Source organism: Dyella sp. AtDHG13, from assembly GCF_003201105.1.
Lineage (GTDB): Bacteria > Pseudomonadota > Gammaproteobacteria > Xanthomonadales > Rhodanobacteraceae > Dyella > Dyella jiangningensis_B.
In genome coordinates, this window is the sequence record NZ_QICJ01000003.1 from 380,620 (window position 1) to 401,826 (window position 21,207).

Annotated in this window: 17 protein-coding genes; 16 read left to right on the forward strand and 1 reads right to left on the reverse strand. The window is 66.2% G+C overall.

Features of this window, described 5'->3' with window-relative positions:
• The first annotated feature begins 52 nt into the window (after window positions 1-52).
• The 14 genes from rsmH (at window position 53) to lpxC (ending at window position 16,298) form a co-directional block, all read left to right on the forward strand.
• Window positions 53-976 carry a 16S rRNA (cytosine(1402)-N(4))-methyltransferase RsmH gene (gene rsmH / locus BDW41_RS07785; RefSeq protein WP_074545738.1) on the forward strand — a complete coding sequence of 308 codons (924 nt, stop codon included), beginning with the start codon at window positions 53-55 and terminating at the stop codon, window positions 974-976.
• Window positions 973-1,245 (forward strand): cell division protein FtsL, encoded by a 273-nt coding sequence (ftsL, locus tag BDW41_RS07790; protein ID WP_074545733.1) that lies wholly within the window; start codon window positions 973-975, stop codon window positions 1,243-1,245. Before rsmH ends, ftsL begins: the two co-directional genes overlap by 4 nt.
• Entirely contained in the window at window positions 1,242-3,053 is a 1,812-nt protein-coding gene (locus BDW41_RS07795) for a penicillin-binding protein 2 (RefSeq protein WP_074545729.1), read from the forward strand. Before ftsL ends, BDW41_RS07795 begins: the two co-directional genes overlap by 4 nt.
• Window positions 3,050-4,522, forward strand: a complete 1,473-nt coding sequence (locus BDW41_RS07800; RefSeq protein ID WP_074545725.1) for a UDP-N-acetylmuramoyl-L-alanyl-D-glutamate--2,6-diaminopimelate ligase — start codon at window positions 3,050-3,052, stop codon at window positions 4,520-4,522. Before BDW41_RS07795 ends, BDW41_RS07800 begins: the two co-directional genes overlap by 4 nt.
• The gene (gene murF, locus BDW41_RS07805) at window positions 4,519-5,889 is read left to right on the forward strand and encodes a UDP-N-acetylmuramoyl-tripeptide--D-alanyl-D-alanine ligase (protein WP_074545721.1); all 1,371 of its coding nucleotides are present in this window, start codon (window positions 4,519-4,521) and stop codon (window positions 5,887-5,889) included. The genes BDW41_RS07800 and murF overlap by 4 nt, the downstream gene beginning before the upstream one ends.
• Window positions 5,879-6,979, forward strand: a complete 1,101-nt coding sequence (gene mraY, locus BDW41_RS07810; protein ID WP_074545718.1) for a phospho-N-acetylmuramoyl-pentapeptide-transferase — start codon at window positions 5,879-5,881, stop codon at window positions 6,977-6,979. The genes murF and mraY overlap by 11 nt, the downstream gene beginning before the upstream one ends.
• 1 nt (window position 6,980) lies before the next feature.
• Window positions 6,981-8,216: a putative lipid II flippase FtsW gene (gene ftsW / locus BDW41_RS07815; RefSeq protein WP_074545714.1), complete on the forward strand. Its 1,236-nt coding sequence runs from the start codon at window positions 6,981-6,983 to the stop codon at window positions 8,214-8,216.
• Entirely contained in the window at window positions 8,213-9,286 is a 1,074-nt protein-coding gene (gene murG / locus BDW41_RS07820) for an undecaprenyldiphospho-muramoylpentapeptide beta-N-acetylglucosaminyltransferase (protein ID WP_074545709.1), read from the forward strand. The genes ftsW and murG overlap by 4 nt, the downstream gene beginning before the upstream one ends.
• Entirely contained in the window at window positions 9,283-10,725 is a 1,443-nt protein-coding gene (gene murC / locus BDW41_RS07825) for a UDP-N-acetylmuramate--L-alanine ligase (RefSeq protein WP_074545705.1), read from the forward strand. Before murG ends, murC begins: the two co-directional genes overlap by 4 nt.
• Entirely contained in the window at window positions 10,722-11,657 is a 936-nt protein-coding gene (locus BDW41_RS07830) for a D-alanine--D-alanine ligase (RefSeq protein WP_074545702.1), read from the forward strand. The genes murC and BDW41_RS07830 overlap by 4 nt, the downstream gene beginning before the upstream one ends.
• Window positions 11,654-12,391, forward strand: a complete 738-nt coding sequence (locus BDW41_RS07835; RefSeq protein ID WP_074545698.1) for a cell division protein FtsQ/DivIB — start codon at window positions 11,654-11,656, stop codon at window positions 12,389-12,391. The genes BDW41_RS07830 and BDW41_RS07835 overlap by 4 nt, the downstream gene beginning before the upstream one ends.
• Complete coding sequence (gene ftsA, locus BDW41_RS07840) at window positions 12,388-13,620, forward strand: cell division protein FtsA (RefSeq protein ID WP_074545695.1); 1,233 nt, start codon at window positions 12,388-12,390, stop codon at window positions 13,618-13,620. The genes BDW41_RS07835 and ftsA overlap by 4 nt, the downstream gene beginning before the upstream one ends.
• A 120-nt stretch (window positions 13,621-13,740) precedes the next feature.
• Window positions 13,741-14,922: a cell division protein FtsZ gene (ftsZ, locus tag BDW41_RS07845; RefSeq protein WP_074545692.1), complete on the forward strand. Its 1,182-nt coding sequence runs from the start codon at window positions 13,741-13,743 to the stop codon at window positions 14,920-14,922.
• Window positions 14,923-15,383: 461 nt separating this feature from the next.
• Window positions 15,384-16,298, forward strand: a complete 915-nt coding sequence (lpxC, locus tag BDW41_RS07850) for a UDP-3-O-acyl-N-acetylglucosamine deacetylase (RefSeq protein ID WP_074545690.1) — start codon at window positions 15,384-15,386, stop codon at window positions 16,296-16,298.
• A gap of 230 nt (window positions 16,299-16,528) precedes the next feature.
• Here lpxC and BDW41_RS07855 read toward each other — a convergent pair whose 3' ends face one another.
• Entirely contained in the window at window positions 16,529-17,011 is a 483-nt protein-coding gene (locus tag BDW41_RS07855; RefSeq protein WP_074545687.1) for a DciA family protein, read from the reverse strand.
• A 30-nt stretch (window positions 17,012-17,041) separates the two neighbouring features.
• Here BDW41_RS07855 and BDW41_RS07860 point away from each other — a divergent pair, with 30 nt between their 5' ends.
• Window positions 17,042-17,971: a M23 family metallopeptidase gene (locus BDW41_RS07860; protein WP_074545683.1), complete on the forward strand. Its 930-nt coding sequence runs from the start codon at window positions 17,042-17,044 to the stop codon at window positions 17,969-17,971.
• A gap of 245 nt (window positions 17,972-18,216) precedes the next feature.
• Window positions 18,217-20,952, forward strand: coding sequence for a preprotein translocase subunit SecA (gene secA / locus BDW41_RS07865; RefSeq protein ID WP_074545678.1), 2,736 nt, complete (start codon window positions 18,217-18,219; stop codon window positions 20,950-20,952).
• The last annotated feature ends 255 nt before the right edge of the window (window positions 20,953-21,207 follow it).

Below are 21,207 nucleotides of genomic sequence, written 5' to 3' on the forward strand. Positions count from 1 at the left end.
AACGGTGGCGGCGCGGCGGAGTGAACGGGACGGGAGCGGGAGTGCGAGCGGCATGGCCGAGCGTTTAGTGCACATCCCGGTGATGCTGGGTGAAGCAGTGGAGGGTCTCGCCGTGCAGGCTGGCGGGCGTTATCTCGATGGCACCTTCGGACGCGGCGGTCACGCCCGCGCCGTGCTGTCGCGCCTGGGCCCCGACGGCCGCCTGCTGTTGATGGATCGCGATCCCACCGCCATCGCCACGGCGCAGGCCGAGTTCGCCAGCGACCCGCGTGTGTCCATCCGCCACGCCAACTTCTCCAGCATGGCCGAGTGGGACGAAACCGCCGGCGGCCTGGACGGCATCCTGCTCGACCTGGGCGTGTCCTCGCCCCAGCTCGATGAAGCCGCCCGAGGCTTCAGCTTTATGGCCGATGCGCCGCTGGACATGCGCATGGACACCACGCAGGGCGAAAGCGCGGCGGATTTCCTCGCCCACGCGTCGGAGAAAGAGATCGCCGACGTGCTGTGGATCTACGGCGAAGAGCGCTTCAGTCGCAAGATCGCGCGCGCCATCGTCGAAGACCGTGTGGAAAACCCCATCACGCGCACCGGCCAGCTGGCCGCGCTGATCGAGCGCCTGATCGGCCGCCGCGAGCCCGGCAAGCATCCGGCCACCCGCAGCTTTCAGGCCTTGCGCATCCGCGTAAACGGTGAGCTGGATGCGCTCGACAAGGGCCTCAACGCGGCGCTGGACCTGCTAAAGGTCGGCGGCCGCCTGTCCATCATCAGCTTCCACTCGCTGGAAGACCGCGCCGTGAAGCTGTTCATCCGCGACCATTCCGGTCGCGTGCAGGGCAGTCGCCGCGGTCCGCCGGTGGCGGTCGCGCCTGCCCGCCTTGCTGCGGTGGGCAAGGCGCAGTTTCCGTCGGAAGAAGAGCTGGCCGTCAATCCGCGCGCCCGCTCGGCGGTGCTGCGCGTGGCGGAGAAGCTCGCATGAAGGTACTCGGCGGCCTCTTCATGTTCATCCTGATCGCGGCGGTGCTTTCCAGCGCCATTGCCGTGGTGTGGACGCGCCATGAGAGCCGCGTGCTGTTCGTCGAGCTGACCCGCCTGCAGAACCAGCGCGACGACCTCAACATCGAGTACGGCAAGCTGGAACTGGAACAGGCCACCTGGGCCGAACCGCGTCGCGTGGACGACGAGGCGCGCCAGGTGCTCGGCATGGTCAATCCCAAGCCGCAAGACATCCAGCTGGTGCGTCGATGAAGCCGCGCCCGCGCACTTCCTCCAGCTCCCGCCGCCACGCCGCGGCCCCGAGCGCCCGTCGCCGCATGCTGGTGGTGGGCTGCGTGCTTGCCGCCGCCTCGCTGGGCCTGGTGGCGCGCGCCTTCGACATGCAGGTGGTGCGCAAGGATTTCTACCAGAACCAGGCCGACGCCCGCATCCTGCGCGAAGTGCCCATCGCGGTGTCGCGCGGCACCATCTTCGACCGCAACGGCGAGCCGCTCGCGGTGTCCACGCCGGTGGTGTCGATCTGGGCCAATCCGGCCGAAGTGCTGGACAACGAAGACAGGCTGCCGGCGCTGGCCAAGGCCATCGGCATGGATGCGGATGCGCTCAAGCAGTACCTGGCGCAGCGTTCGGAGCGCGAGTTCGTCTACCTCAAGCGCCAGATGTCGCCTGACGCGGCCCAGGTGGTGCTCGATCTCGGCGTGCCGGGCGTCAACGGGCAGCGCGAATTCCGCCGCTTCTATCCGTCCGGTCCGGTGACGGCGCACGTCCTGGGCTTCACCAATATCGACGATCACGGCCAGGAAGGCCTGGAGCTGGCGTTCGATGACTGGCTGGCCGGCAAGGAAGGCCGCAAGCGCGTGATCCGCGATCGCCAGGGCCATGTGGTGGAAGACCTCGACCTGGTGCGCGCGCCGCAGCCGGGCCGCGACATCACGCTCAGCATCGATCGCCGCATCCAGTTCCTCGCCTATAACGAGTTGAAGAACACCATCGAGCAGTCGGATGCCGACTCCGGCTCCATGGTGATCATCGACGTGCATACGGGCGAAGTGCTGGCCATGGTCAACTGGCCGACCTACAACCCGAACGCCTTGCGCGGCAGCAATCCGTCCAGCCGCCGCAATCGCGCGATGACCGACGTGGTGGAGCCGGGCTCCACCATCAAGCCGTTCGTGATGGCGGCCGCGCTTTCCAGCGGCAAGTACACGCCGACCAGTCCGCTGATCGATACCGGCAACGGCCACTTCTATTACATCTCGCACGACATCCGCGACACGCACGCCTACGGCATGCTCTCGCCCACCGGCATCCTCGCCAAGTCCAGCAACATCGGCGCCGCCAAGGTCGCGATGACGCTGGATACCGGCCTGATGTACGACACCTATCGCGCGTTCGGCTTCGGTTCCAGCACCAACAGCGGCTTTCCGGGCGAAGCTTCCGGTTACCTGAAGCCCGGCAAGAGCTGGGGCATGCTGGAGAAGGCCATTCTGGCCTACGGCTATGGCCTCAACGTCACGCCGCTGCAGCTGGCGAACGGCTACGCCACCATCGCCGACAACGGCGTGATGCACCTGCCCACCTTCGTGAAGGGCTCGGACAACGAAGCCAAGCAGATCATCGATCCCAAGATCGCCAACCAGCTGGTGCAGATGCTCGAGTCGGTGACGCAGCCGGGTGGTACGGCTGCGCCGTGGGCGTGGATCGCCAATTACGCCGTGGCCGGCAAGACCGGCACCGCGCACAAGGCGACCGCCGGCGGCTACGCCAAGAACAACTACAGCGCCGCCTTCGCCGGCATCGTGCCGGCGACCAATCCGCGCATGGCGGCGGTGGTGGTGATCGATAACCCGAAGAAAGGCAGCTATTACGGCGCGCTGGTGTCCGGTCCGGTCTTCTCCAAGGTCATGGATGGCGCGCTGCGATTGATGGACGTGCCTCCAGACAACATCGGCCGCTGGTATGTCGGCGGGCCTTTGCAAGGACAGAATGGTTTGACCAGCAGCAAGCAGCCCACGGTGGAACAAGTGGATGACGCGCCGATCGAGGGGGCGACACCATGACCGCGCGCCTCGATCAGCTGCTCCATGGCATCGCCGAGACCCCAGGTGTCGGCGATATCGTCGTTTCAGGGCTCACGCTCGATTCGCGCCAGGTGCGCCCGGGCGATGCGTTCTTCGCCTTGCGCGGCACGCGCGAGCACGGCATCGCGTTTGCGCGCGGCGCCGTCGAGCGCGGCGCGCGCGTGGTGCTGGCCGAGGCGCCGGCAGCCCATGTCGACGGCATCGACGTGCCTGTGCTGTGGGTGGATGGCCTGCACGGCAAGGTGAGCGAAATCGCCTCGCGCTTCTTTGGACGTCCGTCCGAGTCGCTGCGCGTGATCGGCGTGACGGGCACCAACGGCAAGACCTCGACGGTGCAACTGCTGGCGCAGGCGCTGGAACATCTGGGCCACCGCGCCGCCACCATCGGCACGCTGGGCGCGGGTCTGCACGGGAAGCTGCAGGAAGGCGAGCGCACCACGCCGGATGCGATCAACGTGCAGGGCCTGCTCGCCTCGTTCCGCGACGAGGGCGCGACGCACGTGGCGATGGAAGTCTCCTCGCATGCGCTGGAGCAGGGGCGCGTGGCGGCGGTCGCGTTCGACGTCGCCGCGTTCACCAACCTGACGCGCGATCACCTCGATTACCACGGCAGCATGGAAGCCTACGGCGAAGCCAAGGCCAAGCTGTTCGCGTGGTCCACGCTGGACGCGGCCGCCATCAATATCGATGATGCCTTCGGCCGCACGCTGGCGCACCGGCTGCCGCAGGGCGTGCGCGCGCTGCGCCTGAGCGCCGAGGGCAACCCGGATGCCGACGTTCGCGCCGTTCGCGTGGTCACCTCGGCGGAAGGCCTTGCCTTCGACCTGCAGACGCCGTGGGGCAGCCATGCCATCCGCAGCCGCCTGCTGGGCCGCTTCAACGTGGCCAACCTGCTCGCCGTGATCGCCTGCCTGGGCGCGCTGGGCGCACCGTTCGAGCGCATCGTGGCGGCGGTCGAGGCACTGGAACCCATCAACGGCCGCATGAACCGCCTCGGTGGCGTTTCCGGCTTGCCGCTGGTGGTGGTGGATTACGCCCATACGCCGGACGCGCTGGAACAGGCGCTCACCGCGTTGCGCGCGCACTGCGAAGGCCGGTTGATCTGCGTGTTCGGCTGCGGCGGCGAGCGTGATGCGGGCAAGCGTCCGCAGATGGGCGCCATCGCTGAGCGGCTGGCGGATCGCATCGTCGTCACCGACGACAATCCGCGTGGCGAAGACGGTGACGTCATCGTGGCGCAGATCGTGGCCGGACTTCGCCAGCCGGACCTGGCCATGGTGGAGCGTGATCGCGCCAAGGCCATCGCATTCGCGCTGTCCTCGGCACAGCCGGGTGACGTGGTGCTGATCGCCGGCAAGGGTCACGAGACCTATCAGGAAGGCGCGCACGGCAAGCGCCCGTTCGATGACCTGGCGGTCGCACGCCAGGCGCTGGAGGTACGCGCATGATGCGCTTGAGCGCCATCGCGCTGTGGACCCGCGGCCATCTCGTGGGTGGCGACGCGGATGTGACCGGCGTGGCTATCGATACCCGCAAGGTGCGGCTGGGCGATCTGTTCGTCGCCATCAAGGGCGAACGCGTCGACGGCCATGATTTCCTGGCCGACGCGCAGGCGCGTGGCGCCGTGGCGGCGCTGGTCACACGCAAGATCGACTCGCCGCTGCCGCAGGTGGTAGTAGACGACACGGCGCTGGCGTTGGGCGACCTGGCGAGCGCCGTGCGCGCGCAGAGCAACGTGCGCGTGATCGGCATCACCGGCTCCAACGGCAAGACCACGGTGAAGACGCTGACGGCGTCGATCCTGTCGCGCCACGGCCGCACGCACGTGAATGCCGGCAACTACAACAACGAGCTGGGCCTGCCGCTGACCCTGCTGGCGATGCCGCAGGACACCGAGTACGCGGTGCTGGAAATGGGCGCGGGCAAGCCGGGCGACATCGCTTATCTCGCCGCCATCGCGCGGCCTGATATCGGCCTCGTGAACACCATCGCGCCGGCGCATCTTGAGCGCATGGGCAGCGTGGAAGGCGTGGCCGAGACCAAGGGCGCGCTGTACCAGGCGCTGCCGGTGGACGGTGTGGCGATCATCAATGCGGACGATGCGTTCGCCAGCTTCTTCACGGGGTTGGCCGGTTCGCGTCGCCAGCTGCGCTTTGCGCTCAATCACAAGGCGGACGTCGGCGCCGAAATCATCGACCAGCGCGTGGACGGCTCGCACTTCGTGCTGAGCACGCCGGTGGGCGACGCCGACGTGCATCTGCCGCTGGCTGGCCGCCACAACATCGCCAATGCGATGGCCGCCGCATCCATTGCGTTGGCGCTGGACGTGCCGCTCGACACCATCGTGGAAGGGCTGGAGCAGGTGCCGGGCGTGGCCGGGCGGTTGCAGCTCGAAAGCATGACAGGCGGCTGGACGCTGATCGACGACAGCTACAACGCCAATCCGGGTTCCGTCGGCGCCGCCATCGACACCCTGGCTCTCGCCCAGGGCGAGCGCTGGCTGGTGCTGGGCGACATGGCGGAGTTGGGCGACAACGCCGCCGCGCTGCACGCGGGCATCGGCGAGCGCGCCCGCAAGCACGGCATCGACCGCATCTTCGCCGTCGGCCCGCTCAGCGCGTCGGCGGTGAAGGCGTTTGGCGATCGCGGCGAGCATTTCGCCGACAAGGCCGCGCTGGTCGCGGCGCTCAGGCAACAACTGCACGGCGGCGTCACGTGCCTGATCAAGGGCTCGCGTTCCGCCGGCATGGATCAGGTCGTTGCCGCACTTCGCGACAACAAGGGAAAAGGGGAGGGCGCATCCGATGCTGCTTGAACTCGCAGACTGGATGGCACGGCACTTCACCGCCCTGCATCTGTTCCAGTACATCACGTTCCGCACGATCATGGCCGCGCTCACCGCGCTGGCGATGTCGCTGCTGTTCGGTCCGGCGCTGATCCAGAAGCTGGCGGATCTCAAGGCTGGCCAGGTGGTGCGCAAGGACGGCCCGCAGACGCATCTGTCCAAGGCCGGCACGCCGACCATGGGCGGCGTGATGATCCTGCTCGCCGTCACCGTGTCCACCATCCTGTGGACCGACCTGCATAACCGCTATGTATGGCTGGTGCTGGCCGTGCTGCTGAGCTTCGGCGTGATCGGTTTCTACGACGATTACAAGAAGCTGGTGCTCAAGGACAGCCGCGGCCTTGCCTCGCGCTGGAAGTATTTCTGGCAGTCGGTGTTCGGCCTGGCCGCCGCGCTGTTCCTCTACTACACCGCGCCGCAGGCGACGGGCACGGTGCCGGTGGCGGAAACCGCGCTATATGTGCCGCTGTTCAAGCAGGTGGCGATTCCGCTCGGCATCCTGTTCGTGGTGGTGGCCTACTTCATGATCGTGGGCTTCTCCAACGCGGTGAACCTCACCGACGGCCTGGATGGCCTCGCCATCATGCCAACCGTGCTCGTCTCCGGCGCGCTGGGTGTGTTCGCCTATCTCGCCGGCAACCGCGTGTTCTCCGAATACCTGGGCATTCCCTCCATTCCCGGCGCGGGCGAGCTGGCCATCTTCTGTGGCGCGCTATCCGGCGCGGGCCTGGGCTTCCTGTGGTTCAACACCTATCCCGCGCAGGTGTTCATGGGTGACGTCGGCGCGCTCGCCATCGGCGCAGCGCTGGCCGCCATCGCGGTGATCGTGCGCCAGGAGATCGTACTGCTGGTGATGGGCGGCGTGTTCGTGATGGAAACCGCCTCGGTGATGATCCAGGTCGCCAGCTTCAAGCTGACGGGCAAGCGCGTGTTCCGCATGGCGCCCATTCACCATCATTTCGAACTCAAGGGCTGGCCGGAACCGCGCGTGATCGTGCGCTTCTGGATCATCAGCGTCGTGCTGGTGCTCATTGGCCTCGCTACGTTGAAGGTGCGCTGACATGCTCTTCGACACCACTCAGGCAAAACGGCGACAGGGTCCCCGCGGCAGCTTCGACATGCTGCTGGTGATCGCGCTCGTCGGTCTGGCCTGCGTGGGCGTCGTGATGGTGGCCTCCAGTTCGATCGCCGTGGCCGAGAGCCAGCACATCGGTGCGTTCTACTTCCTCAAGCGCCATCTGCTGTTCCTTACCCTTGGCGTGGTGCTCGCGAGCTTTGCGATGCGCACGGAACTGAAGCTGCTGGAGAAGCACGCCTATCTGCTGTTCGCCGGCGCCGTCGTGCTGCTGTTGCTGGTGTTCGTGCCGGGCATCGGCATGCGGCTCAATGGCGCGCATCGCTGGCTCAACTTCCGCATCACCAGCTTCCAGCCGGTGGAAGCGGTGAAGCTGATCCTGGTCATCTACACGGCCAGCTATCTCGTGCGCCATCGCGAGAGCGTGGAAACCAGTTTCTGGGGCCTGTTCAAGCCGATCATGGTGGCGGGCATGTTCGTGGTGCTGCTGCTCGCGCAGCCGGACTTCGGTTCGGCCACGCTGATGATCGCGGTGACCATCGGCATGATCTGGCTGGGCGGCGCCAAGCCGGTGTACCTGGGTGGCATGGGCCTGCCGGTGGTGGCGCTGCTGTGGTTTGTGGCGAAGTTCGAGCCGTACCGCATGCGTCGCCTGACCTCGTTCGTCGATCCCTGGGCCGATCCCTTCAACGACGGTTTCCAGCTCACGCAGTCGCTGATGGCGATCGGCCGTGGCGAGTGGACGGGCGTGGGTCTGGGCTCGAGTGTGCTGAAGCTGTCGTACCTGCCCGAAGCGCATACCGACTTCATCTTTGCCGTGATCTCCGAGGAGTTCGGCCTGGTCGGCATCCTGGTCGTGATGAGCCTGTTCGGCCTCGCCGTGGGCCGGGGCCTGTACCTGGGCGTCAAGGGCATGGAACTCGGCCAGCGCTTCGCCGGCTACGTGGCCTGCGGCATCTCGCTGATGATCGGCCTGCAGGCGATGGTGTCCATCGGCGTGAATCTCGGTGCGTTGCCGACCAAGGGCCTGACCTTGCCGCTGATCAGCTACGGCGGCTCGTCCATCGTGCTGACCTGCGCGATGGCGGGCGTGCTGCTGCGTACCACGTACGAAATCAACCGCGCCATCGATGCGCGCCAGATGGCCGCGCGCATGCCGGCCAACGCCGTGCCGGACGCCAACGCAGCTGTCGCGCCTGTGCGCGAGGCGGTGACCGCATGAATGCGCAGCAGCCCGTGCTGATCATGGCCGGTGGCACCGGCGGTCATATCTTTCCCGGCCTGGCCGTGGCCGAAGCGCTGCGCGCGCAAGGCGTGCCGGTGGTGTGGCTTGGCGCCGAAGGTGGTATGGAAACCAAGGTGGTGCCGGCGCACGGCATCGAACTGGTGACCGTGCCGGTCGGCGGCCTGCGCGGCAAGGGCTTGAAGACGCGCCTGATGGCGCCGCTGATGCTGGCGCGTGCGCTGTTCTCCTCGCTGTCCGCGTTGCGCCGGATCAACCCGCGCAGCGTGTTGTCGATGGGCGGCTATGTGGCTGGTCCCGGCGGCGTGGCGGCACGCATGACGCGCTGCCCCTTGCTGGTGCACGAACAGAATCGCGTCGCTGGCTTCACCAACCGCAAGCTCGCCGGTTACGCGCAGCGCGTGCTCGAAGGCTTCAACGACACGCTGCCGAACGCCGAATGGGTGGGCAACCCGGTGCGCGGCGCCATCGCCGCATTGCCGGCCCCGCGCGAGCGCATGGCCGGCCGCACCGGCCGTCCGCGCCTGCTGGTGCTTGGCGGCAGCCTCGGCGCGCGCGCACTCAATATCGCCTTGCCGCAGGCGCTTGCCCTGATGTCGCCGGCGCAGCGGCCCGAAGTGCTGCACCAGTGCGGCAACCGCGGCATCGACGAAGCTCGCGCCGCATACGCCAAGGTGGGCGTCGAAGCGCAGATCGTGCCATTTATCGAAGACATGGCCGGCACCTACGCATGGGCAGACCTCGCCGTCTGCCGTGCCGGCGCGCTGACGCTGGCCGAGCTCACGGCGGCCGGGCTCGGCGCCGTGCTCGTGCCGTTCCCTTATGCGGTGGATGACCACCAGACCCGCAATGCGGAGGCGCTGGTCGCCGCGCATGCGGCCGAATTGATTCAGGAGAAGGATCTGGACGTACAGCAGTTGGCGCAGCGCCTGGAAGCGTTGCTGGATGATCGCGAACGCATGATCGCGATGGGCGAGGCCGCGCGCACGCTGGCCAAGCCCGATGCCGCGGATGTGATCGCACGCGCCTGCGTGGAGGTGGCCGCATGACGCCGCGTCGCCTGCTCGCGCATGAGGACTTGATGACCACTTTCCGCCGCGTGCACTTCATCGGCATCGGCGGCGTGGGCATGAGCGGCATTGCCGAAGTGCTGCACAACCTCGGCTATGCGGTCTCCGGCTCCGACCGTTCCAACTCGCCCACCGCGCAGCGCCTCGCCAGCCTGGGCATCGTGGTGCACGTGGGCCATGCCGCCGAACATATCGGTGATGCCGACGTGGTGGTGACCTCCAGCGCCATCAATGCGGACAACCCGGAGCTGCAGGCGGCCCGCGCGGCGCGCATCCCGGTGGTGCCGCGCGCGGAGATGCTGGGTGAGCTGATGCGCTTCCGCCGTGGCGTGGCCATCGCGGGCACGCACGGCAAGACCACGACGACGAGCCTGGTCGCCAGCGTGCTGGCGGAAGCCAACTACGACCCCACCTTCGTCATTGGCGGCCAGCTCAATGCCGCGGGCGCCAATGCGCGACTGGGCACCGGCCAGTACATCGTGGCCGAAGCGGACGAGTCGGACGGTTCCTTCCTGATGCTCTCGCCGGTGATCGCGGCCGTCACCAACATCGACGCCGATCACCTGGAGAACTACCAGGGCGATTTCGCGCTGGTGAAGAAGGCCTTCAGCGACTTCCTGCACCGCCTGCCGTTCTATGGCCTGGCCGTGCTGTGCGTGGACGATCCGGAAGTGGCGGAGCTCGCCAAGTCCACCACGCGCCGCGTGATGACCTACGGCATCGAAACGAAAGATGCGGACGTGCGCGCGAGCAATCTCTCGCAGCACGGTTTCGAGATGCACTTCGAACTGTGGCTGCCGGGCCGCAACGAGCCGCTGCACGTGAAGCTCAACCTGCCGGGCCGCCACAACGTGCTCAACGCGCTCGCCGCCGCCACCATCGGCTGGCAGCTGGGCGTGGAAGCCGAGGCGATCGCGCATGCGCTGCAGAGCTTCCAGGGCGTGGGACGCCGCTTCCACCGTCGCGGTGAAATCGCGCTGGACCAGGGCACGGCCCTGCTGGTGGACGACTACGGCCACCATCCGCGCGAGCTGGCCGCGGTGTTCGCCGCCGCGCGTGGCGGCTGGCCGGATCGGCGCCTGGTGGTCGGCTTCCAGCCGCACCGCTACAGCCGCACGCGCGATCTGCTGGACGACTTCGCCAACGTACTGGCGGAAGCCGACGTGCTGGTGCTGACGGACGTCTATCCGGCCGGCGAGGCACCGATCGCGGGTGCCGACGGCCGCGCGCTGGCGCGTGCCGTGCGTGCGCGCGGCAAGGTCGATCCGGTGCTGGTGGACCACCCCCGTGAACTGAAGGACACGCTGCCTGCGCTGCTGCGCGACGGCGACCTGTTGCTGCTGCTGGGCGCCGGCGATATCGGCGCGGCGGCGGTGGAACTGGCGCAGGCCGGCCAACTCAAGACGAGCAAAGCATGAGCAAGACGATGACCGATCCCGCACAGTTTGGCCGCGTCGCCGTTGTCATGGGCGGCAGCTCGGCCGAGCGCGAAGTCTCGCTGGATTCCGGCCGCAACGTGCTGGCCGCGTTGCAGGCACGCGGCGTCGATGCGCATGCCATCGACGGCATTCCCGCGCTGCTGGATGCGGTGCGCGCGGGCCACTTCGCGCGCGTGTTCAACATCCTGCACGGCGGTGGCGGCGAGAACGGCGAGCTGCAGGGTGCGCTGCAGTCGTTGCGCATTCCGTTCACCGGCTCGGGCGTGCTGGGTTCGGCGCTGTCGCTCGACAAGATCCGCGCCAAGCTGGTGTGGCAGGCCCTCGGCCTGCCCACGCCGAAGTTCAAGGCGCTGCCGCGCGGCGCGGACGTGCACGCCGCCGCGCGCGAGATCGGCTTTCCGCTGATCGTGAAGCCGGCGTGGGAAGGCTCTAGCGTGGGCGTCACCCGCGTGTTCAAGGAAGAAGACCTCGATGCCGCCGTGGCGCTGGCGCAGCGCTATCCCGGCGACATGCTGATGGAAACGCTGATCGAGGGCGGCGAATACACGGTCGGCATCCTGCATCGGCAGGTGCTGTCCTCGATCAACATCGTGCCCAAGGGCGAGTACTACGACTACAACGCCAAGTACATCGCCGAAGACACCCAGTACATCTGCCCGGGCCTGCATGGCGACGCCGAACGCGAGATGCAGGAACTGGCGCTGCGCGCGTTCGATGCGCTGGCCTGCTGGGGCTGGGGCCGCGTGGACATCATGCGCGACAAGCAGGGCCGCAACTGGCTGCTGGAAGTGAACACCGCGCCGGGCATGACCTCGCACTCGCTGGTGCCCAAGGCGGCGGCGGTGGCGGGCATCGATTACCAGACGCTGTGCTGGCGCATTCTCGAGACGAGCTTCCGGGAGGGCGTGTGAGGGGAACCGTCCGCCTCGTCGCCTGGGTTCTGGCCATCGCGCTCGTGGCGCTGCCGATTGTCGGCGTGCTGCGCGGATGGTTTGCGGCCAATCGTTGGCCGGTGACCCAGTTGATGGTGCAAGCCGAGTTCAAGCATGTGACCGAGGACGAGCTCCGTTCGGTCGTCATGCCGCGCCTCGGCAAGGGGTTCTTCGCGCTCGACATCGATGGCGTGCAGAAGGCCGTGGCCGCCTTGCCCTGGGTGGAATCGGTGGAAGCGCGCAAGCGCTGGCCCGACACGCTGATCCTGCGCATCTACGAACGCCAGCCGTTCGCGCGCTGGAACGAGAAGCAACTGATCAGCCGCCAGGGCCTGGTGTTCGACGTGCCTGACGTGTCCGCCAACACGGACCTGCCCGACCTGCGCGGCCCCGATGCGCGCCTGGCCGAGGTGGTGAGCTTCTACGCGGAAACGCAGAAGGCCTTCGCCAACACCAAACTGAAAATCACCGGCGTCTCGCTCACCGAGCGCGGCAGCTGGAGCCTCACCACGAGCAGCGGTGCGCAGATCATCATCGGCGACCGCGACCAGGCCGGTCGCCGCCTGCGCCGTTTCCTCGACGTCTACCCACAGCTCATGGCGGGTCATTCCGATGGCTTCGCCTATGCCGATCTTCGTTATACCAATGGATTTGCCGTTCGATGGCCGCCCCAGGCGAGCACCGTGAACGCTGGAGGCTCACCCCGCACATGAAGACCAAGAACGACAAGCAACTGGTGGTCGGCCTCGACATCGGCACCTCGAAAGTGGTGGCGATCGTCGGCGAGTACGAGCCGGGCGAACCGATCGAAGTGATCGGCATCGGCACGCACGTATCGCGCGGCATGAAGCGCGGCTCGGTGGTCGACATCGAGTCGACCGTGCACTCCATCCAGCGCGCCGTGGAAGAGGCGGAGCTGATGGCGGGCTGCGACATCCGCTCGGTCTACGCGTCGATCTCGGGCAGCCATCTGGAAACCAAGAACTCCCACGGTACCGCCGCGATCCGCGATCGCGAAGTGACGCCGGGCGACCTGGAGCAGGTGCTGGAGGCGGCCAGCGCGGTGGCCATCCCGGCCGACCGCAAGGTTCTTTATAAGGAGTCGCAGGAGTACCGCATCGACGGCCAGGACGGCATCCGCTCGCCGGTGGGCATGAGCGGTGTGCGCCTGGAGGCGAGCGTGCACCTGGTCACCGGCGCCGCTGCGGCGGTGCAGAACATCAGCAAGTGCATCCAGCGCTGCGGCCTGACCGTGGACGAGCTGGTGCCCTCGGCCGTGGCCAGCGCCAAGTCAGTGCTGACCGACGACGAGCGCGAGCTGGGCGTGTGCCTGGTCGACATCGGCGCGGGCACCACGGACATCTCCATCTACACGCAGGGCGCGATCCGCTACACCAAGTCGCTGCCGGTGGGCGGCGACCAGGTCACCAACGACATCGCCTACGGCGTGCACACGCCGACCGCGCACGCGGAGGAGATCAAGATCAAGTACGCCTGCGCGCTGGCGCAACTGGCGCACGCCGAGGAAACCATCCAGGTGCCCAGCGTGGGCGATCGTCCGCCGCGCCGCCTGGCGCGCCAGTCGCTGGCGCAGTCGGTGCAGGCGCGCTACGAGGAAATCTTCGAGATGGTGCAGGACGAGCTGCGCCGCTCCGGTTACGAAAGCCTGGTGGCGGCGGGCGTGGTGCTCACCGGCGGTGCCTCGCGCATGGAAGGTGCGCTGGAACTGGCCGAGGAGATCTTCCACAAGATGGTGCGCGTGGGCGTGCCGCAGCACGTCTCGGGCCTGGGCGAGGTCGTTTCCAATCCGCTGCATTCCACCGGCGTGGGCCTGCTGCTGCATGGCGCGCGCTCCGGCGGCATGCGCGTGAGCGGGCCGAGCGGCGGCAGCGTCGGCGGCCTGGTCGACAAGCTGCGCGGCTGGATCACCAAGAATTTCTGATTTGCGGGCGGGGCAGGAGGCTCCGCCCAGGACGAATGGATGTTCGTCCACCACCAAGGGGCGACTGGAATGTCGACACCTGCGGTTACAACGACAACGAAGCTCTACGGAGGACGGGAAATGTTTGAACTGATCGAAAAACTCGCACCGAATGCAGTCATCAAGGTCATCGGCGTAGGCGGCGGCGGCGGTAATGCCGTGGCCCACATGCTCAATGCAAACATCGAAGGCGTCGAATTCGTCGTCGCCAACACCGACTCGCAGGCCATGAAGACCTGCAGTTCTCGTACGCACCTGCAGCTGGGTGCCAATGTGACCAAGGGCCTGGGCGCCGGCGCCAACCCGGAAGTGGGTCGCCAGGCCGCGCTGGAAGACCGCGAGCGCATCGAGGAGATGCTCGAAGGCGCCGACATGGTGTTCATCACCGCTGGCATGGGCGGTGGCACCGGCACCGGCGCGGCGCCGGTGGTGGCCCAGCTCGCCAAGGAGAAGGGCATCCTCACCGTGGCCGTGGTCACCAAGCCGTTCCCCTTCGAAGGCCGCCGCCGCATGCAGGTCGCCGCCAAGGGCATCGAGGACCTGTCGCAGCACGTCGACTCGCTGATCACCGTGCCGAACGAGAAGCTGCTTTCGGTGCTGGGTCGCGAAGTGACGCTTCTTAATGCGTTCAAGGCCGCCAACGACGTGCTGCTCGGCGCCGTGCAGGGCATTGCCGACCTGATCACCGCTCCGGGCCTGATCAACGTCGACTTCGCCGACGTGCGCACCGTGATGTCCGAAATGGGCATGGCCATGATGGGTTCGGGCACCGCGCGCGGCGACGATCGCGCCCAGGCCGCCGCCGAAGCCGCCATCAACAACCCGCTGCTGGATGACATCAACCTCAACGGCGCCTGCGGCATCCTGGTGAACGTCACCGCCGGCCCGAACCTGACCATGCGCGAGTTCGACGAGATCGGCCGCGTCATCCACGACTTCGCCAGCGAAGACGCCACCGTGGTGATGGGTACCTCGCTCGACCCGGAAATGCAGGACGACGTGCGCGTCACGGTGGTGGCCACCGGCCTCAACCGCGCCGCCGCCCGCCAGCCGCAGCGCCCGGTGGTCACCCAGCAGGTGGAAATGCGCCAGCGTCCGCGTCCGGTCGTGCTGCGCACCGGCACCGGCAACGAAGTGGTCGACTACGCCCAGCCCGAAGCCACCACGACCAGCCGCGTCGAGGCCAGCAGCCAGGCCAAGAGCGCCGATCCGAGCTTCGACTACCTGGACATCCCGGCCTTCCTGCGTCGCCAGGCGGACTGAACAAGCTGACAGGGCAAATAATTTGAAGAAAAATTGAACAAACGGCCGGTTTCACTTGTCAGTAACGAATCGCGCATGGGATCCGCCCCGGCGGAACCCTTGCCCGAGCCCGCTTTCCCTGCCTTTGTAGGCAGTGGGCGGCTTGACTGACGCTGTTCCGGCGCTTGTTCTCGCGATGTAGGGCCATGCTTCACGGATGAGCATGACCGGCCAGGAAGTGAATCCAGGCTGGTCCGACGCCCCGAGACCGGATCCCGTCCCGGTCCGGGGCGTCGTGCGTCAGTCAAGTCATTGAAAGTTCTTGGAAAATGCTGCGCACCCCATGAATGAATCTCATTCATGAATGAAAGGAGCATGAAAGGGTGAACAGTGTGTGTGGCGCGGATCGCCTTTTCACAGGTTAAGACTGTGTTAGCATCCGTTCCCTAATTTGGCTGCTGCCCCTTACAGGTACCAAAAAAATGATCAAGCAGCGTACGCTCAAGAACATCATTCGCGCCACAGGCGTCGGTCTGCATACCGGCGACAAGGTGTACATGACGCTTCGTCCCGCTGCCCCGAATACGGGCATCGTGTTCCGCCGTACCGATCTGAATCCGCCGGTCGAAATCCATGCGCGCCCCGACAACGTCGGCGACACGCGCCTGTCGACCACGCTCGTCAATGGCGACGTGCGCGTCTCGACGGTGGAGCATCTGCTCTCCGCGATGGCCGGCCTCGGCATCGACAATGCCTATGTCGACCTTTCCGCGCCGGAAGTGCCGATCATGGACGGCAGCGCCGGTCCCTTCGTGTTCCTGCTGCAGTCCGCGGGCATCGAAGAGCAGAACGCTCCCAAGCGCTTTATCCGCATCAAGAAGCCGATCAAGGTGCAGGAAGGCGACAAGTGGGCCAGCTTCGAGCCGTTCGAAGGCTTCAAGGTCGGCTTCTCGATCGAGTTCAACCACCCGATCATCAGCAAGCGCACCTCCAAGGCGGAGATCGACTTCTCCACCACGTCCTTCGTGAAGGAAGTGAGCCGCGCCCGCACCTTCGGTTTCATGCGCGACATCGAAATGCTGCGCGAACACAACCTCGCGCTCGGCGGCTCGATGGACAACGCCGTAGTGCTCGACGACTACCGCGTGCTCAACGAAGACGGCCTTCGCTATGAAGACGAGTTCGTGAAGCACAAGATCCTGGACGCGATCGGCGACCTCTACCTGCTGGGCCACAGCCTGGTCGGTGCGTACTACGCCCACAAGTCGGGCCATGAGCTCAACAACAAGCTCCTGCGCACCCTGATGGCCGATGCCTCGGCCTGGGAAGAGGTCAGCTTCGCGGACGATCCGGCGACCTCGCCGATCTCCTACGCCCACCCGGCGCAGGCGATCTGAGCCTCACGGCTCGGCCAAGTCCTCGACAAACCTGAACAAATCGAACGGCCGCGTCTCAAAGACGCGGCCGTTTGTTTTGTGATATATCTCCCGCCTTCTCTCGGCAGCTGTTCACGTACTGATGACATCGGGGTCTGTCAGGTCCGTGGGGGCGTGGTATAAACCCATGCGCACCGATCGTAGGGTCGGTGTCAGGGATGTGCCGCTGTTGAGTGCGACGGAACCCAGCTTCAGCGGGTTTCGCCGGATTGGGAATCAGAAACTTCGGCGATGGACGCCAACTCGAGGAACAGTTCCCGCAATTCGGGGTCTGTGGTTGAGGCCGCGGCGACTCTCAGGTGAGAGGCGGCGGCTGGCGAAAGCGGTTTTGACCGATCCGGCACGATTTCTGTCGGTGGAGGGGGGGCCACTTTCACGGTGACTGAATAGGCGTACGTGCCTACGGCGCGTGCGGTCGAGAGGATTTGCGCCTGGAGTAGGCGCAGCCTAGCGGCCAGAGCCGATGAGGGAGCCAGGAAAACGAGGCGGCCGTCTTGCAGGTTGGCGAAACGAACCTGCTCGCGGAGTGGTGACGGTAACGTCTGGCGCAGTGCGCGATCCAACGCATCCAGCTCACGGGCTTTGCGGGCCAGTGAGGCAATGGGGCCGAACTCGGTGATGGCCTTGAGTCCGGAACCGGTGCGGCGAGAGGGTTTGGAGTCGTCGCGCTGCATGGATGCCGACATCTTCTGACGTAGAACAACATGCAAATCATACTTGTGTCCCGCACCCAAAAGGTGCCCAAAACCTTCAATCTCGCCGACCGGCGCCTGCGCTATCGCCTGATGGGGCTGGCCGCCGTGGCGATCCTGGGATGTGCGGGACTCGGCGGCGCGGTCGCCATGGTGGTGGCCAGTCCGCACGACAGGGCATTGTCGGAAATCCGCCGCCTGCGCCAGCAGGTGCAGCAGCAGAACGAGCAACTGGCCGGCATCCGCAAGGATTCCCAGCGCGACATCGACGCCCTGGCCGTGAAGCTCGGCCAGTTGCAGGCGCAGTCCACTCGCCTCAACGCCCTTGGCGAGCGCCTGACCCAGGTCGGCAAGCTCGACGACGGCGAGTTCAATTTCGATGAGCAGCCCGCGGTCGGTGGTGTGGAGGATGCCTCGGACAACGGCTACGCGCTGCCGCAGAACCTCGATACCAGTATCAACCAGCTCGCAAACCAGTTCGACAGCCAGCAGGCGCAGCTTTCGGCGCTGCAGAGCCTGTTGCTGGATGCCAAGATCGAATCCAATCTCAAGCCCACCGGGATGCCGGTCGAAGGCTACATTTCCTCCTATTTCGGCGGTCGCCCGGACCCGTTCAGCGGTCATAGCGCCTACCACACCGGCCTCGACATCTCCGCGCCCAAGGGCACGCCGGTCCACGCCGTGGCCGAAGGCATGGTCACCTATGCGGGCGACCGCACCGGCTACGGCGAGGTCATCGAGATCGACCACGGCAACGGCTACATGACCCGCTATGCCCACAACAGCAGGCTGGAAGTCCATCCCGGCCAGCGCGTCCATGTGGGCGACGTGATCTCCGAGGCGGGTTCCACCGGCCGCTCGACCGGTTCGCACGTGCATTTCGAGGTCTGGTACAAGGGCCGCGTGGTCAATCCGCTGGCCTTTGTGAAGAACCATCGCTGAGTGGATTCTTAGGGCGCCCGCGGCGCCCTTGAAAGCCCCGGAACCCGCCGCCACTCCTTGGTCGGGACGATGATGTTGGGGGAGTTCGCGGCGTTCGCCCATCCGGGAGAACCGCATGCCGAGGCCGGCAGGAACCTGCGGCGGCGCGGCGTTTGGGATACCCCGCTGACCCTAGTATCATCAATCCTTTCGTCCTGCCCGGGTTTGCCGGGCGGGCGGCTCATGAATCCTGATCCGGAAGATCGATGCTCAACCGTGCCCTGACGAGCCTTTTCGGTAGCCGCAACGAACGCGTGCTGCGCCAGCTCTCCAAGAATGTCGCGCGCATCAATGCGCTGGAACCCGAGTTCGAGAAGCTGAGCGACGAGGCGCTGCGCGCCAAGACCGACGAGTTCAAGCAGCGCGTCGCCGCGGGCGAGTCGCTGGACAAGCTTCTCCCGGAAGCCTTTGCCGTGGTGCGCGAGGGCGCCAAGCGCGTGCTCGGCATGCGCCACTACGACGTGCAGCTGATCGGCGGCATGGTGCTGCATTCGGGCCGCATCGCCGAAATGCGCACGGGCGAGGGCAAGACCCTGGTGGGTACCCTGCCGGTGTACCTCAACGCCCTGGAAGGCAAGGGCGTGCACGTGGTCACCGTGAACGACTACCTGGCCCGCCGCGACTCGGCCCAGATGGGCAAGCTGTACGGTTTCCTCGGCCTGAGCACCGGCGTGGTGTGGCCGGGCATGGATCATTCGGACAAGCATGCGGCCTACGCGGCCGACATCACCTACGGCACCAATAACGAATTCGGTTTCGACTACCTGCGCGACAACATGGCGCTCAGCAAGGACCAGCGCTACCAGCGCGGCCTGCACTACGCCATCGTCGACGAGGTCGACTCCATCCTGATCGACGAAGCGCGCACGCCGCTGATCATTTCCGGCCCGGCCGAAGATTCCCCGCAGCTCTACATCGCGGTGAACAAGATCGTCCCGAAGATGATCCGCCAGGAGAAGGAAGACGGCACCGGCGATTACTGGGTCGACGAGAAGCAGAAGCAGGTACACCTGTCCGAAGAGGGCATGTCGCACGCCGACGAGCTGCTGCGCCAGGCCGGCGTGATCGATCCGGAAAGCGGCCTGTACGACTCCAAGAACCTGGCCGTGGTGCATCACCTCAATGCCGCGCTGCGCGCCAACGCCATCTACCATCGCGATGTCGACTACATCGTGCGCGATGGCGAAGTGGTCATCGTGGACGAATTCACCGGCCGCACCCTGCCGGGCCGCCGCTGGTCCGACGGCCTGCACCAGGCGGTGGAAGCGAAGGAAGGCGTGCCGATCCAGCGCGAGAACCAGACGCTCGCCACGATCACCTTCCAGAACCTCTTCCGCATGTACAAGAAGCTGGCCGGCATGACCGGCACGGCCGACACGGAAGCGTACGAATTCCAGCAGATCTACGGCCTGGAAGTGGTGGTGATCCCCACCCACAAGCCGATGATCCGCAAGGACAACCCGGACATGGTCTTCCTTGGCCAGCAGGCCAAGTACCGCGCCGTGATCGAGGACATCAAGGATTGCCACAAGCGCGGCCAGCCGGTGCTGGTGGGCACCACCTCCATCGAGGTGTCCGAGCTGCTGTCCAACCTGCTGCGCAAGGAAAAGATTCCGCACGAAGTGCTCAACGCCAAGCAGCATGAGCGCGAGGCGCACATCGTGGCCCAGGCCGGCGCGCCGGGCTCCGTGACCATCGCCACCAACATGGCCGGCCGCGGCACCGACATCGTGCTCGGCGGCAGCCTGGAAGCGGCGCTGGCCGCCCTGCCGGAAGGCGCGACCGACGCCGATCGCGCCAAGGTCAAGGCAGAGTGGAAGAAGCTGCACGAGAAGGTGCTGGAATCCGGCGGCCTGCACATCGTCGGCACCGAGCGCCATGAGTCGCGCCGTATCGACAACCAGCTGCGTGGCCGTTCGGGCCGCCAGGGCGACCCGGGTTCCTCGCGCTTCTACCTGTCGCTGGAAGACAACCTGCTGCGCATCTTCGCCGGCGATTGGGTCGGCCGCTGGATGCGCATGTTCGGCATGAAGGAAGAGGACGCGCTGGAAGACCGCATGGTCAGCCGCCAGATCGAAAAGGCGCAGCGCAAGGTCGAACAGCACAACTTCGACATCCGCAAGCACCTGCTCGAATTCGACGACGTCGCCAACGACCAGCGCAAGGTGATCTACGCCCAGCGCGACGAGCTGCTGGTGGTGGACGACGTATCGGACACCATTGCCGACATCCGCGACGACGTGGTCACGGAACTCGTGCGCCGCCATGTGCCCGCCGACAGCATCGACGAGCAGTGGGATCTCGCCGGCCTCGACCGCGAACTGGAAAGCGAGTTCGGCCTGTCGCTCAATCTGAAGGCGTGGGTCGACCAGCAGCACGAGATCGACGACAAGATGATCCTCGAACACGTGCGCGAGGCGGTGGAACAGCTGTTCAAGGCCAAGGAACAGCAGATCGGCGCCGACACCATGCGCCAGCTCGAGAAGCACATCATGCTGAGCGTGGTGGACAACGCGTGGAAGGAACACCTCGCGAGCATGGATTACCTGCGCCAGGGCATCTATCTGCGCGGTTATGCACAGAAGCAGCCGAAGCAGGAGTTCAAGCGCGAATCGTTCGAGCTGTTCTCCAGCATGCTCGATCGCATCAAGACCGAAGTGGTGCAGATGCTGGCCCGCGTCCGCGTTCGCAGCGAGGAAGAAGTCGCCGCGATGGAAGCCGAGCAGCAGCGCCTCGCCGATCGCCTGCAGCGCCAGATGCTGGCCAGCGGCGGTGGCGCGCCGTTGGCCGCGCTGGGCACCGACGCCGAGGCGGTGGCCGCCGGCAGCATGGCAGCACCGGTGGGTGCGCCCGAGCACGATGGTCCGCGCGTGGGACGCAATGATCCGTGTCCTTGCGGGTCGGGCAAGAAGTACAAGCATTGCCACGGCCAGCTGAGCTGATACGAGAAACCCCGCTTCGGCGGGGTTTCTTTTTGAGTGTGTGGCGTGTGGTGAGGTTTTGTTTGTTGCGGCGTAGTCCGGATCGTCGGGCCTTGGCTCCCTCTCCCCAGCGGGGTACGCGGGGAGCAGCCATGGATGGCTGCAGCTTTGAGGAGCGAGGAGAGGGTTGGGGTGAGGGGCGGCTCTTGCCTCACCGCTTCATTCTTTAGCCCGTCATTCCTGCGAAGGCAAGAATCCAGTGACTTTTCGCTGGGT